Source organism: Bacillus halotolerans (assembly GCF_004006435.1).
Taxonomy (GTDB): domain Bacteria; phylum Bacillota; class Bacilli; order Bacillales; family Bacillaceae; genus Bacillus; species Bacillus halotolerans.
Map to the genome: position 1 here is coordinate 1,889,692 of NZ_CP029364.1, position 14,023 is coordinate 1,903,714.

Consider the following 14,023-nt stretch of genomic DNA (forward strand, 5'->3'; position numbering starts at 1 on the left):
GATCACGACTGAGAAACGGATTCCATATAAAAAGCCTCCATGAGACATGGAGGCTGTATATACAAGCATACGTAACGTAATAGCTGTGATAATATACACCTCGGTAGGAATATTAAGCTGTTAAGCCCCTACTGTCTACGGTATAAATGATATATTATATTTTACAACATTTTGAATCATATCAGAATGTTGAATTCATGTCAATATTATTTTACGTTGAAAGTTGAAGCGTCTACTTTGACACCAGGTCCCATAGTAGAAGTTACAGCAACGTTTTTCACGTAAACACCTTTTGCTGCAGCAGGTTTTGCTTTCAGGATTGTATCATACATTGTTGTGAAGTTCTCAACAAGTTTTTCATCCTCGAAAGAAACTTTACCGATAGGAACATGGATGTTTCCAGCTTTATCAACGCGGTATTCAACTTTACCAGCTTTGATTTCGCCGATTGCTTTTTCAACTTCGAAAGTAACTGTACCAGTTTTAGGGTTTGGCATTAAACCTTTTGGTCCAAGTACACGACCGATTTTACCAACTTCACCCATCATGTCAGGTGTAGCTACGATTACATCGAAATCGAACCAGCCTTGTTGAATTTTGTTGATGTAGTCAGTATCTCCAACGTAATCTGCACCAGCAGCTTCAGCTTCTTTCGCTTTTTCGCCTTTTGCGAAAACGAGAACGCGCTGAGTTTTACCAGTTCCGTTTGGAAGCACAACTGCTCCGCGGATTTGCTGGTCGTTTTTACGAGGGTCAACCCCTAGACGGAATGCAACTTCAACTGTAGCGTCGAATTTAGCTGTGTTTGTTTTTTTAACGAGAGCTACTGCTTCAGAAACATCGTAAGCTTTCGCACGATCTACAAGCTTAGCAGCTTCTGCGTACTTTTTACCTTTTTTAGCCATTTTAAAATTTCCTCCTTATGTGGTTATAGCGGAATAACCTCCCACGAATAAGGGTTGCGAACTTGTGAAAACTCGCAACCCGACAAGAAACAAATTAATCCTCGATTACAATACCCATACTGCGTGCAGTACCTTCAACCATGCGCATTGCCGCTTCAACGTCTGCTGCGTTTAAGTCAGGCATTTTCGTTTCAGCGATTTCGCGTACTTTATCGCGCTTAACGGTTGCCACTTTATTACGGTTTGGTTCACCAGAACCAGACTCAATTCCAGCTGCTTTTTTAAGCAATACTGCAGCAGGTGGAGTTTTTGTAATAAATGTAAATGAACGGTCTTCGTAAACCGAAATTTCAACAGGAATGATTAAACCAGCTTGGTCAGCTGTACGAGCGTTAAACTCCTTACAGAATCCCATGATATTAACACCGGCTTGACCTAGTGCAGGTCCAACTGGCGGCGCTGGGTTAGCTTTTCCAGCAGGAATTTGCAATTTTACAACTTTTACTACTTTTTTAGCCACGAGACACACCTCCTTAAGTCCGTGATGTGGTAATAGGGTAAACCCTCCCACTCAAGGTTTCATTCTTTATATGAATGATGAAATATCAAGCTAGCTGCCTTGGATAAGTCCAAGACGTACCTTTGCTATATTATCATTTATATATAGCAATTTCAAGTTTTTTCACATTACAATTTGTCGATCTGGGTAAATTCCAGCTCAACCGGCGTTTCACGGCCGAACATATTAACGAAAACTTTAACCTTGCTTTTATCGTAGTCAATCTCTTCAATTGATCCCGTAAAGTTGGCAAAAGGTCCGTCTATCACTTTCACTGTCTCTTTTAATTCAAAGTCAATGTCAGTTTTGCGTTCGTCCATACCCATTCTCTTCAGAATGGTTTCTGCTTCGCCAGGAAGAAGCGCCGTCGGTTTTGAACCAGAGCCGGCAGAACCTACGAATCCAGTAACACCTGGTGTATTGCGGACAACATACCAAGAATCATCCGTCATGACGATTTCAACAAGGACGTAACCAGGGAATACTTTCTTTTTAACGACTTTTTTCTTGCCGTTTTTGATATCTGTCTCTTCTTCTTCAGGTACGACTACACGAAAAATCTTATCCTGCATCCCCATTGATTCAACACGTTTTTCCAGGTTGGCTTTTACTTTGTTCTCATAACCAGAGTACGTGTGAACAACATACCAATTCTTTTCCATTCTCTTCAGGACTGTCCAGTCCTTCCCTCCCCGCATTTGGTTTTAGTGTACTACCATAACGCTTCATGCAAAAAATAGGCGGTAAGCCTATGATAACTTTCATTTTTAACCCACAATAAAAAACCCGCTGAACGGGTTTTGGCAAGTGATATTATGATCTATTATAGCACGTATTGCTGATCATTATTCAACTATTAAACGAATTAATTGAGAAATTCCTGTGTCAAGGAGGGCAAAAAAGATAATAAAAAAGATAACTGTTGAAATAACCGTGATGGTATAGCGAGTTAACTCTTTTCCTTTAGGCCAGCTTACCTTTTTCATTTCTTTCCCAACATCTTTAAAGAATCTCATAATACGCATGTAAAAGACCTCCACAATTTAAAAGCGCAAACACTATTTTGTTTCAAGATGAGCTGTATGTGAATTGCAAGTACTGCAGTATTTCTTTACTTCTAATCGCTCAGCCGCTGATGCAGAGCTCTTCATTGTCGTATAGTTACGGTTTCCGCATGTTTTGCATGCTAACGTAATCTTTTTTCTCATGTCATTACACCTTTTTCTAAATAGACATTAGTTCTTATCTTAAGTAACATATCATAGTCAGAAAAATACTGTCAATATACCATAAATCCCTATTACAAACTGATCTCGCGAATTTCCAGGTACTTCTCCAGCTTGCGTTTGACTCGCTGAAGGGCGTTATCGATCGATTTCACATGGCGGTTCAGCTCATCTGAAATCTCTTGATAGCTTCTTCCGTCTAGATATAATACAAGTACTTTTCTCTCTAAATCACTTAAAAGTTCTCCCATTTTCATTTCAATATCATCAAATTCTTCCTGATTGATAATCATTTCTTCTGGGTTTAACGTTTTCGCTCCCGAAATGACATCAAGCAGCGTTCGGTCTGATTCTTCATCAAAAATCGGTTTATCTAATGAGACGTAGGAATTCAAAGGAATGTGTTTCTGGCGAGTAGCTGTCTTTATTGCGGTAATAATTTGGCGGGTAATACATAATTCTGCGAAAGCTTTGAAAGAGGTAAGCTTGTCCTCTTTGAAGTCACGAATAGACTTATAGAGGCCTATCATTCCTTCCTGAACAATATCTTCTCTGTCCGCACCTATTAAAAAATAGGATCTTGCTTTTGCACGAACAAAGTTTCGGTACTTCGTAATCAAGTAATCTAACGCATCACTGTCCCCAACATGAACCTTTTCAATGACCTGCTCGTCCTCCAACTGGCAAAACTGCTCTTTGTTGAATTTTCCCTTGTTGTTCTGTAGATTCACTCCGATCCCCCCGGCGCACGTAGATAGAAATATTATACATTACTGGACAAAAAAGCGTCAACTTAATCTAAGTCGCCCCTCCGCCATTTTTCAAACGTTTTCAAAACCTCTTCCGATAAAGCAATTTTACCCGCTGGCTTTTCGGAAGTGATCTTTCTTACCCGCCTTTCGATTCGCCTTTCTATCGCTTCTACCTCTCTCAAGAGCTCCCGGGCCGATTTTCGCAATGCCCCTTGTCCGAAAATCGCCCACTGCTCAGTGTAGTCAGAGGTCGCAACATGAATTTGAGTCGCAATGTTATTCAAATCCTGTGCCAGCTTTTCTATCCGCTCATCCGCAGTCTCATTTTCTTTTGTGAAAATCACTTCAACTCTGTGGTTAGTCTGTTTTTTCTCAATTCCCTTCACAAGATGCGCGTCAAATACGACAATAACCCTGTTTCCTGTATACGATTGATATTCCGCCATTTTCTGAATCAGTACGTCTCTCGCCTCTTCAAAACTATTCGCTTTTAAATCCTTCAGCTGCGGCCAGGCTCCAATCATGTTGTATCCGTCTACTAACAGGATATCCATTGATCATTATTCTCCCAGAGGGTTTCGCTTCCGGTAGACTTCATACATCAAAAGCCCCGCCGCTACAGATGCATTGAGTGAAGTAACTTTACCTGCCATCGGGAGTTTAATAAGAAAATCACATTTTTCTTTAATCAGGCGTCCCATTCCTTTTCCTTCACTTCCGATGACGAGAGCCAAAGGCATGCTGCCGTCCATTGTGCGGTAATCCTCCCGCGCGGATGCATCCGTTCCGACAACCCAGATTCCCCGCTCTTTCATTTCCTCTAGCGTTCGCGCCAAATTGGTGACCTTTGCGACTTGAATATGCTCAATTGCGCCTGTTGAAGCCTTTGCCACTGTAGTTGTCAGACCGACAGCTCTGCGTTTTGGAATGACAATGCCATGGGCGCCGACTGCATCAGCTGTTCTCATAATTGAACCGAGATTATGAGGGTCCTCAAGCTCGTCCAGAATGAGAAAGAAAGGCTGTTCATTTCTTTCCTCTGCCGCTTTATATAAGTCGTCCAGTTCCGCGTACTCATACGCTGCGACCTGCGCCACTACACCTTGGTGCTGCCCCGTCACCATTTGGTCGAGTTTTTTTCTAGGGACGTATTGAATGGTAATGCCCTGCTTTTTCGCGAGCTCAATCACCTGCTGTGCTTGTCCCTTTACGGTGTTTTCCGCCATCCACAGCTTATACAGCTTGCGATCTGATTTTAACGTCTCGATCACTGCATTTTTTCCTATGACGTAATCATGTTGCTGACTCATTTGTTTTCCTCCCTGACCGTTCCGAATTGTATAGCTTCAGCAACAAGCTGATTCAGTCTTTCTTCTTTTTTCTCAAGAAAAAGATAGCCCAGCAGTGCTTCAAATGCTGTACTATAGCGGTACGTCTGAACATCTGTATTTTTAGGTATCGTTCCCGACTTGGCATTTCTGCCTCTTTTCAGCACCGCTTCCTCTTCTTCCGTGAAAAAGGATTGATTCCGCAGAAAGAAAAGGATCTCAGCCTGTGACTTTGCCGATACGATCCGGCTTGATTTCTTGTGAAGATCATTTGGTTTGGTAAATCCCTGCTTAAGTAGGTGATGCCTCACATAAACTTCAAAAATGGCATCACCTATATAAGCAAGCGCAAGGCCGTTAAGCTGCTTTGAATCTTTTATCGTTTCAAAATCAAGCATCCGTTATTCTCCCCGTTTCCAGCGAGTGCCTTGAGCCGTATCTTCAAGAATGATATTCATGCTTTTCAGCTGGTCGCGGATCTGATCAGACAGAGCAAAATCACGATTGCGGCGCGCTTCATTTCTTTTTTCAATCAAATCTTCAATCTCTTGATCCAGAAGCTCCTGCTCACCCAGTGAGAAACCGAGGACAGAAACAATTCGGTCAAACATGTCAATAAACGCTTTAATAACGTGATCTGCCGTATGATCTTCCTGAAGATAATAGTTCGCATTCTTCGCCAAATCGAATAAAACAGAAATGGCATTCGCTGTATTAAAATCATCATCCATTGCTTCTTCAAATGCTGTTCGATGTTCTTCAATCTTTGCAAGCCATTTATCATCATCTTCTGTTAAATTCGTGCTGCTGTTTAAACGGTGCTGAAGGTTGCTGTACGCTGTTTTCAACCGGTTAAACGCGCTCTTTGTGTTCTCCAGAAGCTCTTCTGAATAGTTAATTGGGTGACGATAGTGAACAGACAGCATAAAGAATCTGAGCAGCTGCGGATCATGCTGTTTAATAATGTCATGCACAAGCACAAAGTTGCCGAGTGATTTTGACATTTTTTCATTATCGATATTGATATAGCCGTTATGAAGCCAGTATTTCGCAAATGTTTTGCCAGTCAGCGCTTCTGATTGAGCAATTTCATTTTCATGGTGAGGGAATGTTAAATCCTGGCCGCCTGCATGGATATCAATTTGATCACCTAAGTACTTTTTCACCATCGCAGAGCATTCAATGTGCCAGCCCGGACGTCCTTTCCCCCAAGGGCTATCCCAAGAGATTTCTCCTTCTTTAGCCGCTTTCCACAGAGCGAAATCAAGAGCATCTTCTTTTTTCTCGCCAACTCGGATGCGCGCGCCAGATCTCAATTCATCAATCGATTGCTGCGAGAGCTTTCCGTATCCCTCAAATGCTCTTGTTTTGAAATAAACATCTCCTTCAGATTCATAAGCATAGCCCTTTTTCACCAGCTGATCTATGAAATCAATAATCGCGTCCATGTTTTCCATGACGCGCGGATGAAGGTCCGCTTTTCTGCAGCCAAGAGCGCCCACATCTTCAAAGTATGCCTTAATAAAACGCTCAGAAATGGTCGGAACATCTTCACCAAGTTCATTTGCCGCTTTAATTAATTTATCATCTACATCTGTGAAGTTAGAGACATATTGGACATCGTAGCCTTTATACTCCAAATAGTTTCGAACCGTGTCATAAACGATGGCCGGACGGGCATTTCCAATATGAATATAATTGTAAACCGTCGGTCCGCACACGTACATTTTTACTTTTCCCTCTTCAAGAGGAACGAACGTTTCCTTCTGTCTAGTCAATGTATTATAAAGAGTGATTGTCATTTTTGATTAATCCTTTCTTTTCTGTCTTCAAGTTCCGTCTTCAGCTCTAAAATCTGCTGTTCCAAAGACTTAAACCGGTCAGCAACCGGATCGGGTAAATCCTGATGGTTTAAATCCCGTTTGATTTTCTTGCCGTTTTGCACGACAACCCTTCCCGGGATGCCGACAACTGTAGAGTAGTCCGGAACATCGTGCAGCACAACTGAACCAGCCCCTATTTTAGAGCCTTCACCGACAGTTATTGAACCGAGCACTTTAGCACCTGTCGCTATCAATGCGTCATCTTTAATTGTCGGATGCCTTTTTCCCCTTTCTTTCCCCGTTCCTCCGAGGGTAACCCCCTGAAAAACGGTTACGTTATTGCCGATTTCACATGTCTCCCCAATGACAACCCCCATCCCATGGTCTATGAAAAATCTTCTTCCGATCGTAGCCCCTGGGTGGATTTCAATTCCTGTAAAAAATCGGCTCACCTGAGATATAAGGCGTGCAAGGAAATAAAATTTTCGTTTATATAAAGCATGTGCAATCCGATGCGCCCATATAGCATGTAAACCGGAATAAGTTAAAATCACTTCAAAATAACTTCGTGCTGCAGGATCTTGATCGAACACCGTATCAATGTCTTCTTTGAGCATTTTAAAAAACACATGCTTCCCCCCATTCTACCCGCTATCATCTATCTATTTCCTCTAGACCCAATAAAAAAAGCGCCTCTGCATGTAAACATGACAGAGACGCTTTGACCGCGCGGTTCCACTCTGTTTGAAAAGCAGACTCCTGCTCTCCCAACTTCAGCCTGTAACGGCGGCGGCCGCCTTTGAATACTGGTTTCGAAAAACGTTCTTCAAAGGTCTTAAGGGCGCACTTCTAAAACCCGACTCCTGGATCTCTCTCAGCCAATGAAGATCCTTTCTGTATTGGTCTAAAGCTTTATACTCTTCCCTGTCAACAATCATCTATTTAGATATTTTTCAACCGCTGAATTGCAGATTCTTTTCCGATCAGTTCAATTGATTGCGGAAGCTCAGGACCGTGAGTTTGGCCTGTTACAGCAACACGGATCGGCATAAACAGTTTTTTCCCTTTATGACCTGTTTCTTTCTGCACTGCTTTGATAGAAGCTTTGATCTGGTCCGGAGTGAACTCCTCCAGCTCTTCAAGCTTCGCAGCGAATGTGCTGAGTACTTCAGGCACCTGTTCTTCTTCTAGAACAGCTTTTGCTTCTTGATTATACTCGATCTCATCCGTAAAGAACAAATCAGTCAGCTCAACAATTTCCGCACCGTAGCTCAATTGCTCATGATATAGAGAAATCAGTTTGCGAACCCATTCTTGTTCTTCAGGAGATAGTTCATTGCCAACTTTGCCGGCTTTTTGAAGATGCGGAAGCGTAAGCTCAACAACCTGATCAAGATCCAATTTTTTCACATATTGGTTGTTGACCCATTTTAGCTTATGCATATCAAACAGAGCTGGTGATTTAGATAAACGATTTACATCAAAAATTTCAATAAACTCTTCTTTTGTGAAAAGCTCTTCTTCTCCCACCGGCGACCAGCCCAGCAGGCCGATAAAGTTGAACAGCGCCTCCGGCAAGTAGCCAAGCTCTTTATATTGCTCAATGAATTGAATAATCGATTCATCACGTTTGCTGAGCTTTTTACGGCTTTCATTTACAATCAACGTCATGTGGCCGAACTGAGGAATATCCCAGCCGAACGCTTGAAAGATCATGATCTGTTTTGGTGTATTCGAAATATGGTCCTCACCGCGCAGCACGTGCGTCATTTTCATTAGATAGTCATCCACAGCTACTGCAAAGTTATAAGTCGGCGTTCCGTCTTTTTTCACAATAACAAAGTCGCCGATGCCATCAGATTCGAAAGAAATTTCACCTTTTACAATATCATTAAACGCAATGATTTTTCCTTCAGGGACACGGAAACGAATACTCGGCTTTCTGCCCTCTGCAAGGAATTTTTCCTGTTCTTCCTGAGTCAGATCTCTGTGCTTTCCGGAATAACGCGGCATCTCTCCGCGGGCAATCTGCTCTTCACGTTCTTTTTCAAGTTCTTCTTCCGTACAGAAACATTTATAAGCAAGCCCTTTTTCAAGCAGCTCTTCATAGTAAACCTTATAGATATCGTTACGCTCGGACTGACGGTATGGGCCGTACTCTCCGCCGACATCCACACTCTCATCCCAGTCGATGCCAAGCCATTTTAAATAGTTGAGCTGGCTTTGTTCTCCGCCCTCAATGTTGCGTTTTTTATCAGTGTCCTCAACACGAATAATAAACTTGCCGCCTTGGTTGCGGGCAAATAAATAATTAAAAAGCGCCGTTCTGGCATTTCCAATATGCAAATGTCCTGTTGGACTCGGTGCATAACGGACGCGTACTTCGTTTCCCATTTCAAATACTTCCTTTCATCTCATGTATGGCCTCAGGCTAAATGTATGCATCTATTCTACCACCAAATAGACCGGGCATCAAAACAAGTTAGCCTTTTTGTATCAGTACTGTGGCTTGAGCCGCTATTCCTTCCGCTCTTCCTGTAAATCCAAGCTTTTCGGTCGTGGTCGCTTTAACATTCACTTGGGAAACCTCTGCCTCAAGCCCTTCAGCGATTCTTTTTCTCATGTCTTCTATGTACGGCGCCATCTTCGGCATCTGTGCAATGATCGTACAGTCAATATTTCCAAGTACATACCCTTTCTGTTTCACAATCCCCCAGACATGCTGAAGTAATTTAAACGAATCAGCATCCTTGAACTCCGGATCTGTATCAGGGAAATGCTTGCCGATGTCGCCCTCCCCGACAGCTCCGAGACATGCGTCAGCAACGGTGTGCAATAATACATCCGCGTCAGAATGTCCGAGCAATCCTTTTTCATACGGGATTTCAACTCCGCCGATAATAAGAGGCCGGCCCTCTACTAATTGGTGCACATCAAAACCTTGTCCGATTCTAAACATGATTATTCCCACTTTCTGCTTCCATGATAGCTTCAGCTGACGTTAAATCATCAGGAGTCGTCAGCTTAATATTTGTATAGTTACCTTCTACAACACGAACCGAACAGCCCTCCAGCTGTTCGACGAGACTGGCGTCATCCGTTCCTAAAAACCCTCTGCGCTCTGCCTCAGCGTGAGCCTCCATCAATAAAGAAAGACGAAAAGCTTGTGGCGTTTGGACAGCCCACAAGCTTGAACGTTCAATCGTCTCACTGACTTCTAAATCTTGAACGCGTTTAATCGTATCTTTTACCGGAACAGCCAGGATGGCCGCTCCGGTCTGCTCCGCTTCAGCAATCAGTTCATCAATCTGGTCATGCTTTATAAAAGGACGAGCGCCGTCGTGAACGAGGACAATCTTTTCTTGTTTAACGGCTTTGAGCCCTTTATAAACACTGTGCTGGCGTTCATCTCCGCCTGCTACAAACTCGATAGCGGTTTGAAACGGATATTGGTTCAGCAATTGCTTAAAGTCGTCCCGTTCGCGCTCGTTAATCACCAAAATGATTCTGCCACACGGACGATGGCTGTCAAACACCCGTAAAGTGTGAATGATAACCGGGTCTCCTTTCAGCTCGATAAACAGTTTATTTCTCCCTGCCTTCATCCGTTTCCCCTGTCCGGCCGCAAGAATTACCACATCATAATTCATTGTTCTTTCTCCCTTTACAGCGCCTTCTCCAACAGCTTAGGCTTGGCAAAAATCATTCGTCCCGCTGCTGTCTGCAGCACGCTTGTGACGAGAACATCAATGTGTTTGCCGATATAATTCCGTCCTTCTTCAACGACAATCATAGTGCCGTCATCCAAGTAAGCGACTCCCTGATTATGCTCTTTGCCGTCTTTAATGACCTGAACATTCATTTCCTCACCCGGAAGCACAACAGGCTTGACCGCGTTGGCAAGGTCATTAATGTTTAACACTGCTACCTTCTGGAGCTCGCACACTTTATTTAAATTAAAATCATTCGTCACAACGACTCCGGATGTCAGTTTAGCGAGTTTGACCAGCTTGCTGTCAACCTCCTGGATATCTTCAAAGTCACCTTCATAAATTTCAACTTTAATATCTAATTCTTTTTGAATGCGGTTCAGGATATCAAGACCGCGGCGCCCTCTGTTGCGTTTTAACACATCTGAGGAGTCAGCGATATGCTGCAATTCCTCAAGGACAAACTGCGGAATCACGATAATTCCCTCTAAAAAACCAGTCTGACAAATATCTGCAATTCTCCCATCAATAATAACACTTGTGTCCAGGATTTTCAGCTTTTTGTCTTGGACCTCGTGCTCTTCATCAGCTGTTCCTTTTTTCTTTTGCATTCTGGCGGAAATGGAGAATAGGCTGATCAATTCATCCTTTTTCTTAAAGCCCACCTGAAAGCCAAGATAACCGAGAAAGAAAGCTAAAAACACAGGGATGATTGTGCTGAGTATGCGGTAAGGTATATTGTCTAAAGGAATAACGTTTACGATAAGATAAGCAATTATAAGTCCAAATACTAAGCCAAGACTTCCAAATAACAAATCTGGAACCGGCGCTTTTAATAATGAATCCTCTATCCACTTAACCCAGTTCACAACGTAATCTGTACCCCATATACTGATGAGAAAAAAGATAATTGCACCTATTGCCGCAGACGTATATGCGTTTGTTATTAAAGGTATGTCCTGTAAACTTAACAGTACAAACAATTCAGGTATTAAAAATATACCAACAACGCCGCCGAAGATAATGAAGAACGCCTGAACTATTCGTTTTAACATACCCCCACCTCCTTTAAAGAAAATTATTATATTTCACAAGATTTTACGCAACCTACGAATATCAGAATAAACAAAAACCAACAATAATATACCCGTAAAGATATGGTTTTAACCGAAAATCATAGCTGTCTGTCTAAATAATGCTTCTCTTGAAGGCGTTTTAAGCCCTTTTTGATTTTTTGGGCTCGTACTTCACCGATACCCTCTACTTCATCTAATTCTTCTGCGCTGGCCTCAATAATTCTCGGCAGTACGCCAAATGCCTCCACCACATTCTCCACAATCGGCATCGGAAGGCGCGGAATCTTATTTAGCAGCCTGTATCCTCTAGGCAGAACATAGTCATCAAGATTTGTAGAAGCCGGATAACCAAGCAGCTTATAAACAATGGAATCATCAAGCAAATCGTAGCTGGACATATCCTGCAGCTCTTTTAAAAGGACAAATGGATCTTTAATCTTTTCTTTCACATAATCCTTAATAAATAAAGCAGCCTCTTCTTCCATATCAGTAATCAGTTCGATGACCTGCAGCTTAATCAAATGACCTTCTGTTCCCAGTTCCCTGATATACATGTTGATTTCATTTTTGATTCGCAGCACCATTTCATAACGGTGCATCACAGACAGAACATCGCTGAATGTAACGAGTTCCTCAAACTCTAATGCGTTTAGTGCATTAATCGTTTTGTCCAGAATTGTTTTATATTTTTCTAGAGTTTGAATGGCTTGGTTCGCTTTTGTTAAAATAAATCCTATGTCTTTAAGTGTATACTTCATACTTTCCTGATATAACGTTATGACATTTCTTCTCTCAGAAATTGCGATAACGAGACAGCCGGTTTGCTTAGCTACTCTTTCGGCGGTGCGGTGCCGCATTCCTGTTTCTGACGAAGAAATTGTGGCTTCAGGCATCAATTGTGTATTGGCATATAGGATTTTTTGACCAGAATCACTTAAAATAATCGCACCATCCATTTTAGCCAGTTCATATAAATGCGCCGGAGAAAAAGCAGTGTTAATGTGGAAACCGCCATCCACCACTTCTTTTACTTTATCATTATATCCAACAACAATCAGACCGCCTGTATTTGCTCTCAGTACATTTTCTATCCCCGCTCTGAGCGGTGTTCCAGGAGCAACAAACTGCAAAATAGAAGACAGGTCTAACTCATGTTTCGCCCCTTTTTTCTCTTTTTCCATCTATTATCCTCCTAATGAAGTACGAAGTGCCTCTGCAACATTTGCTACTCCGATGACCTCAATCCCTTTTGGTTTCGTCCATCCATCCAGATTTGCCGCAGGTATGATCATGCGTTTAAAACCAAGCTTTGCCGCTTCTTTTACACGCTGTTCAATTCTTGATACCCGGCGGACTTCTCCGGTTAACCCCACTTCTCCTATAAAGCAATCTGCAGGATTTGGAGGTGTGTCTCTAAAGCTTGATGCGATACTGACCGCTATAGCAAGATCAATCGCAGGTTCATCAAGTTTGACGCCGCCCGCTACCTTCAAATATGCATCCTGATTTTGCAGCAGCAGCCCTACTCTTTTTTCTAACACAGCCATTAACAGTGACACCCTGTTATGATCTATCCCTGTTGCCATGCGCCGCGGATTGCCAAAGCTTGTTGGCGAGATGAGCGCCTGAATTTCAACAAGAATCGGCCTTGTACCTTCCATAGAAGCCGTTATGCTCGACCCCGCCGATCCCGCCGAACGCTCTTCTAAGAAGATTTCCGAAGGATTCAGTACCTCAGTAAGCCCTTCTTCCCGCATTTCAAAAATACCCATTTCGTTTGTAGAACCAAAGCGGTTTTTTACAGCCCGTAAGATTCGGAAAGTATGGTGACGCTCTCCTTCAAAGTATAAAACAGTGTCAACCATATGCTCCAGAAGTCTCGGCCCCGCGATGGATCCTTCTTTTGTTACGTGACCTACAATAAATATCGGAATACCTTTTGTCTTTGCAATTTTCATCAGCTCGGCTGTACATTCTCTTACCTGTGACACACTGCCGGGAGCCGATGTAATATCGCTTTGATAGACCGTTTGAATAGAGTCAACAACCACAAACGCTGGATTCATCTCTTCTATAGCAGACGAAATATACTCCATATCGGTTTCGGATAAAACATGCAGTGAGGGATTATTTATGCCCAGACGGTCTGCTCTTAATTTCGTTTGTTTTACCGATTCTTCTCCTGAAATGTACAGAACATGACGTGTTGAACCAGATAACTGAGCGGATACTTGCAGTAATAAGGTCGATTTTCCGATGCCGGGGTCCCCGCCAATTAAAACAAGTGAGCCCTTCACCACACCGCCGCCGAGCACTCTGTTAAACTCGCCGAGCTGTGTTTTAACCCGGGGTTCTTCTGATGTTTCGATTGATGTTATGGGGGAAGGTTTCTGTACGGTTTGAACAGAATGAGAAAAAGCTGCTCTCCGATTGGCCGGTGCTTTTTTAATCATTTCTTCCACCATTGTATTCCAAGCACCGCAGCCCGGACATTTCCCCATCCATTTTGGAGACTCGTAGCCGCAGGATTGGCAGATGAATTTGGATTTTGTTTTAGCCATAAATAGTGTAAGACCTCTCCCTTGTTCTATTTCTTGATACGAAATTGAGGCATACACTTACATGCTGTATGCCTCATTTTCGT

Annotated in this window: 16 protein-coding genes, 1 pseudogene and 2 other annotated features; all 17 genes and pseudogenes read right to left on the bottom strand. The window is 42.7% G+C overall.

The window, feature by feature from the left end; all coding sequences use genetic code 11:
• Window positions 1-18 precede the first annotated feature (18 nt).
• Window positions 19-159, bottom strand: a sequence feature (ribosomal protein L10 leader region).
• A 47-nt stretch (window positions 160-206) separates the two neighbouring features.
• Window positions 207-905 (bottom strand): 50S ribosomal protein L1, encoded by a 699-nt coding sequence (gene rplA, locus DIC78_RS09560; protein ID WP_003225765.1) that lies wholly within the window; start codon window positions 903-905, stop codon window positions 207-209.
• Window positions 906-999: 94 nt separating this feature from the next.
• Window positions 1,000-1,425 (bottom strand): 50S ribosomal protein L11, encoded by a 426-nt coding sequence (gene rplK / locus DIC78_RS09565; RefSeq protein ID WP_003156430.1) that lies wholly within the window; start codon window positions 1,423-1,425, stop codon window positions 1,000-1,002.
• A 167-nt stretch (window positions 1,426-1,592) separates the two neighbouring features.
• Entirely contained in the window at window positions 1,593-2,126 is a 534-nt protein-coding gene (gene nusG, locus DIC78_RS09570; protein WP_010332761.1) for a transcription termination/antitermination protein NusG, read from the bottom strand.
• A gap of 183 nt (window positions 2,127-2,309) precedes the next feature.
• Window positions 2,310-2,489 (bottom strand): preprotein translocase subunit SecE, encoded by a 180-nt coding sequence (secE, locus tag DIC78_RS09575; RefSeq protein ID WP_010327716.1) that lies wholly within the window; start codon window positions 2,487-2,489, stop codon window positions 2,310-2,312.
• Between the two features lie 33 nt (window positions 2,490-2,522).
• Entirely contained in the window at window positions 2,523-2,672 is a 150-nt protein-coding gene (gene rpmG / locus DIC78_RS09580) for a 50S ribosomal protein L33 (RefSeq protein WP_003156421.1), read from the bottom strand.
• Window positions 2,673-2,764: 92 nt separating this feature from the next.
• Window positions 2,765-3,421 (bottom strand): RNA polymerase sporulation sigma factor SigH, encoded by a 657-nt coding sequence (gene sigH / locus DIC78_RS09585; protein WP_003225758.1) that lies wholly within the window; start codon window positions 3,419-3,421, stop codon window positions 2,765-2,767.
• A 62-nt stretch (window positions 3,422-3,483) separates the two neighbouring features.
• The gene (gene rae1, locus DIC78_RS09590) at window positions 3,484-3,996 is read right to left on the bottom strand and encodes a ribosome-dependent mRNA decay endonuclease Rae1/YacP (RefSeq protein WP_044153431.1); all 513 of its coding nucleotides are present in this window, start codon (window positions 3,994-3,996) and stop codon (window positions 3,484-3,486) included.
• 6 nt (window positions 3,997-4,002) lie between these two features.
• Window positions 4,003-4,752, bottom strand: a complete 750-nt coding sequence (gene rlmB, locus DIC78_RS09595) for a 23S rRNA (guanosine(2251)-2'-O)-methyltransferase RlmB (RefSeq protein ID WP_127696162.1) — start codon at window positions 4,750-4,752, stop codon at window positions 4,003-4,005.
• Window positions 4,736-5,168: pseudogene (locus tag DIC78_RS09600) on the bottom strand (mini-ribonuclease 3). Before DIC78_RS09600 ends, rlmB begins: the two are co-directional and overlap by 17 nt.
• Before the next feature lie 3 nt (window positions 5,169-5,171).
• Window positions 5,172-6,572 carry a cysteine--tRNA ligase gene (cysS, locus tag DIC78_RS09605; protein ID WP_127696164.1) on the bottom strand — a complete coding sequence of 467 codons (1,401 nt, stop codon included), beginning with the start codon at window positions 6,570-6,572 and terminating at the stop codon, window positions 5,172-5,174.
• On the bottom strand, window positions 6,569-7,222 hold the full coding sequence (cysE, locus tag DIC78_RS09610; protein WP_059336716.1) for a serine O-acetyltransferase: 654 nt from the start codon (window positions 7,220-7,222) through the stop codon (window positions 6,569-6,571). The genes cysS and cysE overlap by 4 nt, the downstream gene beginning before the upstream one ends.
• Before the next feature lie 80 nt (window positions 7,223-7,302).
• Window positions 7,303-7,533: a binding site (T-box leader), on the bottom strand.
• 2 nt (window positions 7,534-7,535) lie between these two features.
• On the bottom strand, window positions 7,536-8,987 hold the full coding sequence (gene gltX / locus DIC78_RS09615) for a glutamate--tRNA ligase (RefSeq protein ID WP_044153440.1): 1,452 nt from the start codon (window positions 8,985-8,987) through the stop codon (window positions 7,536-7,538).
• Window positions 8,988-9,075: 88 nt separating this feature from the next.
• Window positions 9,076-9,552 (bottom strand): 2-C-methyl-D-erythritol 2,4-cyclodiphosphate synthase, encoded by a 477-nt coding sequence (ispF, locus tag DIC78_RS09620; protein ID WP_099043918.1) that lies wholly within the window; start codon window positions 9,550-9,552, stop codon window positions 9,076-9,078.
• On the bottom strand, window positions 9,545-10,243 hold the full coding sequence (ispD, locus tag DIC78_RS09625; RefSeq protein ID WP_127696166.1) for a 2-C-methyl-D-erythritol 4-phosphate cytidylyltransferase: 699 nt from the start codon (window positions 10,241-10,243) through the stop codon (window positions 9,545-9,547). Before ispD ends, ispF begins: the two co-directional genes overlap by 8 nt.
• 14 nt (window positions 10,244-10,257) lie before the next feature.
• On the bottom strand, window positions 10,258-11,358 hold the full coding sequence (locus DIC78_RS09630; RefSeq protein WP_059291688.1) for a PIN/TRAM domain-containing protein: 1,101 nt from the start codon (window positions 11,356-11,358) through the stop codon (window positions 10,258-10,260).
• A 119-nt stretch (window positions 11,359-11,477) separates the two neighbouring features.
• Window positions 11,478-12,560: a DNA integrity scanning diadenylate cyclase DisA gene (disA, locus tag DIC78_RS09635; protein ID WP_003242042.1), complete on the bottom strand. Its 1,083-nt coding sequence runs from the start codon at window positions 12,558-12,560 to the stop codon at window positions 11,478-11,480.
• Between the two features lie 3 nt (window positions 12,561-12,563).
• Entirely contained in the window at window positions 12,564-13,940 is a 1,377-nt protein-coding gene (radA, locus tag DIC78_RS09640) for a DNA repair protein RadA (protein WP_044153447.1), read from the bottom strand.
• Between the last annotated feature and the right edge of the window lie 83 nt (window positions 13,941-14,023).

Excerpts from the sequence above, each read along its gene's own strand:
- rlmB (WP_127696162.1), bottom strand. The coding sequence starts at position 4,752 with ATGAGTCAGCAACATGATTACGTCATAGGAAAAAATGCAGTGATCGAG.
- radA (WP_044153447.1), bottom strand. The coding sequence starts at position 13,940 with ATGGCTAAAACAAAATCCAAATTCATCTGCCAATCCTGCGGCTACGAG.
- ispD (WP_127696166.1), bottom strand. The coding sequence starts at position 10,243 with ATGAATTATGATGTGGTAATTCTTGCGGCCGGACAGGGGAAACGGATG.
- rplA (WP_003225765.1), bottom strand. The coding sequence starts at position 905 with ATGGCTAAAAAAGGTAAAAAGTACGCAGAAGCTGCTAAGCTTGTAGAT.
- rae1 (WP_044153431.1), bottom strand. The coding sequence starts at position 3,996 with ATGGATATCCTGTTAGTAGACGGATACAACATGATTGGAGCCTGGCCG.
- disA (WP_003242042.1), bottom strand. The coding sequence starts at position 12,560 with ATGGAAAAAGAGAAAAAAGGGGCGAAACATGAGTTAGACCTGTCTTCT.
- nusG (WP_010332761.1), bottom strand. The coding sequence starts at position 2,126 with ATGGAAAAGAATTGGTATGTTGTTCACACGTACTCTGGTTATGAGAAC.
- secE (WP_010327716.1), bottom strand. The coding sequence starts at position 2,489 with ATGCGTATTATGAGATTCTTTAAAGATGTTGGGAAAGAAATGAAAAAG.
- cysS (WP_127696164.1), bottom strand. The coding sequence starts at position 6,572 with ATGACAATCACTCTTTATAATACATTGACTAGACAGAAGGAAACGTTC.
- rpmG (WP_003156421.1), bottom strand. The coding sequence starts at position 2,672 with ATGAGAAAAAAGATTACGTTAGCATGCAAAACATGCGGAAACCGTAAC.
- DIC78_RS09630 (WP_059291688.1), bottom strand. The coding sequence starts at position 11,358 with ATGTTAAAACGAATAGTTCAGGCGTTCTTCATTATCTTCGGCGGCGTT.
- ispF (WP_099043918.1), bottom strand. The coding sequence starts at position 9,552 with ATGTTTAGAATCGGACAAGGTTTTGATGTGCACCAATTAGTAGAGGGC.
- gltX (WP_044153440.1), bottom strand. The coding sequence starts at position 8,987 with ATGGGAAACGAAGTACGCGTCCGTTATGCACCGAGTCCAACAGGACAT.